Below are 5798 nucleotides of genomic sequence, written 5' to 3' on the forward strand. Positions count from 1 at the left end.
GGGTGGCGACTTCGAGAAAGCTGCGCAGATTTTCAGTGTCCATGCCCACCTCTGCATCGAAAATTTCGATGACCCCTATCAAAAAATATCGCTTTCCGGCGGCAGTCAACAATGAACTAGATGGCCGAACCCCAAGACACGCGAGGAATCCAGCCATGCCCAAGCATTTCCGGATGATCGACAACGCTCGCAGAACGCTCACTGCAATCGAAAATTCCGCTGTCGACGAATTGCTGGCCGGCAGGATGGACCGCCGCGACTTCCTGCGCCATGGCAGCGTGCTTGGTCTCTCACTGCCGTTCCTGGGCAGCCTTGTCGCGGCCGCCGGCCTCGGCACGCAGCAAGCACGCGCGGAGGGCAAGCCGGGCGGCACGGTGCGCGCCGGCGTGGCGACGCCGGGCGGCGCCATCGATCCCGTCACCTATTATGACAGCGGCAGCTACCAGCTGGTTTTCCAGACCGCCGAATTTCTCTGCATCACGCAGCCGGACCTCACCTTGAAGCCGGTGCTGGCGGAGAGCTGGGCGCCGAACGAGGACGGCAGCGTCTGGACGTTCAAGCTGCGCAAGGGCGTGAAATTCCACAATGGCGAGGATTTCAAGGCCGACGACGTCGTCGCGACCTTCGACCGGCTGGCCGACCCCAAAGGCGCTTCTAATGCACTTTCCGTGTTCAAGGGGCTGCTGTCGAAAGGCGGCACCCGGAAGGTCGACGACCACACCGTCGCCTTCCATCTCGATGCGCCGAATGGCAGCTTTCCCTATTCGGTGTCGATCGACAATTACAACGCCGTCATCCTGCCGGCGAGCTACAAGGGCGACTACGAAAAGACGTTCGAAGGAACCGGGCCATTCCGGCTGGAGACCTACACGCCAAAGGTCGGCGCGACCTTCATCCGCAATACCGACTATTGGGGCGAGAAGGCGCTGCCTGACCGGCTCGAATTCAAATTCTACGGCGACGTGCAACCGCGCATCCTGGCGCTGCAGGCCGGCGAGGTCGACATCCTCGACGCCGTTCCGCTCGATGTAAGCCAGGTGGTGCTGAACAGTCCTGATATCACGGTGCTGCGTGTCGCTTCGACCGCGCACCGGCAGCTTCACATGCGCTGCGACACCGGCCCCTTCACCGACAAGCGCGTGCGCCAGGCGCTGGCGCTGTGCATCGACCGCTCCAAGCTGGTCGACGGGCTGTGCCGCGGCATGGCGGCGACCGGCAATGACAGCCCCTTCGCACCCGCTTTCCCCGCAACCGACAAGACGGTGCCGCAGCGCGTCCAGGATATCGCCAAGGCCAAGCAGTTGCTGGAGGCGGCGGGCCTTGCCAGTGGTTTCGACATCACGCTAACGACGCTGCGCTATTCCGACATTCCCCGCTACGCGCAATTGTTCCAGAATTTCGCCAAGGGAATCGGTGCCCGCATCTCGCTCAACATCGAAGACCAGGACAAATATTACGGCAAGGCGGTGTTCGGCCAGTCGGACTGGCTGGACAGCCCACTTGGCATCACCGACTACGCCCATCGCAGCGTGCCGAACGTCTTCCTGAAGAGCCCGCTGGTCAGCGACGGTCCGTGGAATGCGGCGCATTTCAAGAGCCCGGCCTATGACGGCATGGTCACCAGCTATCTCAAGGCGCTTGATGTCGGCGCGCAACGCGCTGCCGCCTCCGACATCCAGAAACTGCTGCTCGACGAGACGCCTGTCATCTTCAGCTATTTTCCCGATCTGCTGGTGCCGGTGCGCAAGAATGTCAGCGGCTTGCCGCCGATCGCCGCCGGCCTGCTGCTCGATCGCGTGTCCCTGAGCTGATCGTGCCTCAACGCCCGATGACAAAAGAAACTAAACGGGAGACTACCATTCGCAAGCCTCATCTGCGCGGCCGCGGGCCGCATTTTCCGCTGCTCGACAGCATCGTGCAGTACGACTTCGAGCCGGGCTACATAGCCTTCACCATGCCGACGCAGAAGCGCCTGCGTGTGCAGGTGGGGTCAATGACCGTGGCCGATACGACCAACGCCTTGGTGTTCTACGAATCCGATCATCTGCCGGTCTACTATTTTCCGATCGGCGACGTTCGCGAGGAGTTCCTGCTGCCGAGCAAGACCACGACAGAGGACCCATTCAAGGGCACAGCCACCCACTATTCGCTCAACACCGGCATCACGCTGGTCGAGGACGCGGCCTGGCGCTATCTCGATCCGGTCAAGGGCTGTCCGCCGATATCGGACTACATGTCGTTCACCTGGAGCAAGATGGGGCACTGGTTCGAGGAGGACGAGGAGATCTTTGTCCACGCCCGCGATCCCTTCCGCCGCGTCGACTGCCTGCCGTCGTCGCGGCGCGTGCAGGTCATCCTCGATGGTGAGCAGGTCGCCGATTCACGCCGCGGCGTGTTCCTGTTCGAGACCGGCCATCCAGTGCGCCACTATCTGCCAATCGCCGACACGCGGCTCGATATGTTCGCGCCCAGCCGCTACATCTCGCGCTGTCCTTACAAGGGCATCTCCAACTATTATCACGTGACGACCAAGGCCAAGCGTCACGAGAACCTCGTCTGGTATTATCCTGAGCCGGTGCACGAGGCGGAGCGCATCAAGGGGCTGGTCTGTTTCCACCACGAGCTGGTCGACAAGATCCTGGTCGATGGCGTCGAAATCCCGAAGGAAGCCACGGCCGCGTCGAGCGGTTATTTCTAGGCATCGACGCCGCTTGCGCGCGGGCGCTTGATCGAAGCACGGGTCAGCGCATACCCTCCCTGGGACAGGGAGGACACTCGATGGATCTTTTCAAGCTGGATGGCGATGTCGCGCTGGTCACCGGCGCCGGCAGCGGCATCGGCCAGGCCATCGCGATCGGGCTGGCCGAGGCAGGCGCCGACATCGCCTGTTTTGGTCATGCGTCGAAAGGCGGGCTGGATGAAACGGCGCACCGGATCACGGCACTCGGCCGCAAGGCGCTGGTGCTGAACGGTACAGTGACATCGCAGAGCGATCTGGCGGCGGCGATCGATCGAGTCGAGAGCGAACTCGGTGCGCTGACCGTTGCGGTCAACAATGCCGGCATTGCCGGCTCCGAACCCGCCGAGACGATGCCGCTGGAGACGTGGCAGAAGGTGCACGAGGTCAATGTCGCCGGCGTGTTCCTGTCCTGTCAGGCCGAAGCGCGCAAGATGCTGGTGCGAGGCAAGGGCTCGATCATCAACATCGCCTCGATGTCGGGCACCATCGTCAACCGGGGCCTGACGCAGGCGCACTACAATTCTTCGAAGGCCGCCGTCATCCACATGTCCAGGAGTCTCGCTATGGAGTGGGCCGATCGCGGCCTGCGCGTCAATGTCGTCAGCCCGGGCTACACACTGACGCCGATGAACAAGCGGCCTGAGGTGGCCGAAGAGGTGAAGATCTTCAAGCGCGACACGCCGATGGGGCGGATGGCGGCGCCGGAGGAAATGGTCGGACCGACGGTGTTCCTGGCCAGCCGCGCAGCGAGCTTCGTCACCGGCCTCGACCTGATTGTCGATGGCGGCTACGTCTGCTGGTAGAGGTTCAACTTCGCCTGCAGTCTGAATTTATACGCCTCGCGCGGTGTTAGTCGTTGCGCGACATGAACCTTGATATATATAATTTCATCCCATGAAACTGGCTTGGCGAGATGGCGCTTGCCGGGTCGACAGCCGAGAACATGAGACCTTGATGGCTCGCACCTTGCAAGGCGCCGCAAGACTGGCAATCGATCCGCAGATGACCGCCCCCGCAGCGATCCGTCGGCAACCATGACGCCGACACTGCAGTCCTGTTCCATCATCACTAGAATTGAGCACCATCTTGCCTGCGTCGGCCAAAGCCGGGGCAATAATCTGGCGCCGACGGCCTTGCGCAAAGACCAGCCTTTCCAACACAATCAAGAAAAGCCGCAAGAAGGGAACGAACGATAATTTTCACAGCTTGAAGGAGAACAAGCATGTCACTTCGCAGTGTGATTTCGAACTTAACAATGGGAACCTTCGCACTCGCCGCGGCGAGTGCACTGACACCTTCCGCCCAAGCCGCCGCACCAGAATCCAACGATCCGATCAAGATCGCGCTGTTCGACTGGACCAGCGTCAATCTGAACGCCAAGATCCTTGGCGGTATCCTGGAAAAGCTCGGCTATACCGTCGAGTATCCCACGGCCGACTACCTCTCCAGCCTGACCACGGGCCTCACCAATGGCGATCTTGATGTCGGCCTGGAGTTCTGGGACACGACCGCCGGCGAAGCCATGAAGGCCTCCGATGCGACCGGCCAGACCGAACGGCTGGGTAAGCTCGGACCCAAGGCCAAGGAAGAATGGTGGTTTCCGGAATACATGAAGGAGAAATGCCCGGGCCTGCCCAATTGGGAAGCGCTGAAGGACCCGAAATGCGCCGAAGCCTTCTCGACGGCGGAGACCGCACCGAAGGGACGCTATCTCGGCGGCCCGGTGACATGGGAAGGCTTTGACGACGAGCGCGTCGAGGCGCTGAAACTGCCCTTCACCGTCATCCATGCCGGCACCGACGCGGCGATGTTCGCCGAGCTCGATTCCGCCTATCAGCGCAAGGCGCCGATCATGCTGTGGATCTATTCGCCGCATTGGGCGCCTGCCAAATACAAGGGCGAGTGGGTTGAATTCCCGGAATACACGCCCGAGTGCTACAACGACCCGAAATGGGGCGTGAACCCCGACGCCAAATATGACTGCGGCAAGCCGCATGGCGAGATCTGGAAATACTCCTGGTCCGGCATGAAGGACAAATGGCCGGTCGCCTACAAGGTGGCCAAGGCCTACACGATCGACACCGATGAGCTCAACAAGATGAGCGGCGAGATCGATCTCGGCGGCAAGACACCGGAGGACGTCGCAGCTGCCTGGATCGCCGCCCACGAGGCCGACTGGAAAGCCTGGGCGCAGTGATCGTTCCGACTGGAAAAATGAGACCCGGCTGCTGACCAGCCGGGCCTCACTTGTTGATATTCCAGAGGGACGTTCGAATGACGGACAGGACTGAACAGGAGCCAAACACGGCGGGCGCGCCAAAAGACGCCCGTCCGGTAAAGCTTGCCTGCCGCAATGTCTGGAAATTGTTCGGATCGAACGCGGCCAATTTCATCCGCGAACGTGACGGCAAGGCCAGCATAGCCGACGTCACGGCTGCCGGGCTGGTCGGCGCGGTGCGCGCCGTCGACCTCGAAATCCGCCAGGGCGAGATTTTCATCATCATGGGCCTGTCGGGCTCCGGCAAGTCGACGCTGGTGCGCTGCATGTCGAGGCTGGTCGAGCCGACCCACGGCAAGGTCGAATTCGAGGGCAATGACCTGCTGAAAACCTCCGATGCAGCACTCATCGAATTGCGACGACACCGCATGGGCATGGTGTTCCAAAATTTTGCGCTGTTGCCGCATCTCAACGTGCTGGAGAACATCGCCTTCCCGCTCAGCATCCAGGGGCAGGACCGGGCGACACGCGAAGCAAGGGCGCGCGAGGTCATCGAGCTTGTCGGCTTAAGGGGTCGCGAGCATTTCTATCCGCGCGAACTGTCCGGCGGCCAGCAGCAGCGTGTCGGCATCGCCCGCAGCCTGGCGACAAAACCGGAAATCTGGTTCCTCGACGAGCCGTTCTCGGCGCTCGATCCGCTGATCCGCCGCGAGATGCAGGACGAGCTGATGCGGTTGCAGATGATGCTGCACAAGACCATCGTCTTCATCACCCATGATTTCGACGAGGCCATCCGGCTGGCCGACCGCATCGCCATCATGAAGGATGGCGAGGTCATCC

At 61.6% G+C, this 5798-nt stretch carries 5 protein-coding genes; all 5 read left to right on the forward strand.

Going from position 1 to position 5798, the window contains the following annotated elements; all coding sequences use genetic code 11:
- Nucleotides 1–155 precede the first annotated feature (155 nt).
- Nucleotides 156–1811: an ABC transporter substrate-binding protein gene (locus ENZ75_RS18275; RefSeq protein ID WP_063167626.1), complete on the forward strand. Its 1656-nt coding sequence runs from the start codon at nt 156–158 to the stop codon at nt 1809–1811.
- The gene (locus ENZ75_RS18280; RefSeq protein WP_164745786.1) at nt 1808–2698 is read left to right on the forward strand and encodes a DUF427 domain-containing protein; all 891 of its coding nucleotides are present in this window, start codon (nt 1808–1810) and stop codon (nt 2696–2698) included. The genes ENZ75_RS18275 and ENZ75_RS18280 overlap by 4 nt, the downstream gene beginning before the upstream one ends.
- Before the next feature lie 80 nt (nt 2699–2778).
- Nucleotides 2779–3543 carry an SDR family oxidoreductase gene (locus tag ENZ75_RS18285; protein WP_013532887.1) on the forward strand — a complete coding sequence of 255 codons (765 nt, stop codon included), beginning with the start codon at nt 2779–2781 and terminating at the stop codon, nt 3541–3543.
- A 419-nt stretch (nt 3544–3962) separates the two neighbouring features.
- Nucleotides 3963–4937, forward strand: coding sequence for an ABC transporter substrate-binding protein (locus ENZ75_RS18290; protein ID WP_027163833.1), 975 nt, complete (start codon nt 3963–3965; stop codon nt 4935–4937).
- Nucleotides 4938–5014: 77 nt separating this feature from the next.
- Nucleotides 5015–5798, forward strand: a 784-nt coding sequence (locus tag ENZ75_RS18295) for an ATP-binding cassette domain-containing protein (RefSeq protein ID WP_128278225.1), incomplete at its 3' end; no start/stop codon positions are given.

Origin of the sequence: Mesorhizobium sp. M7A.F.Ca.CA.002.04.1.1 (assembly GCF_004022805.1) — a bacterium.
Taxonomy (GTDB): Bacteria; Pseudomonadota; Alphaproteobacteria; order Rhizobiales; family Rhizobiaceae; genus Mesorhizobium; species Mesorhizobium ciceri.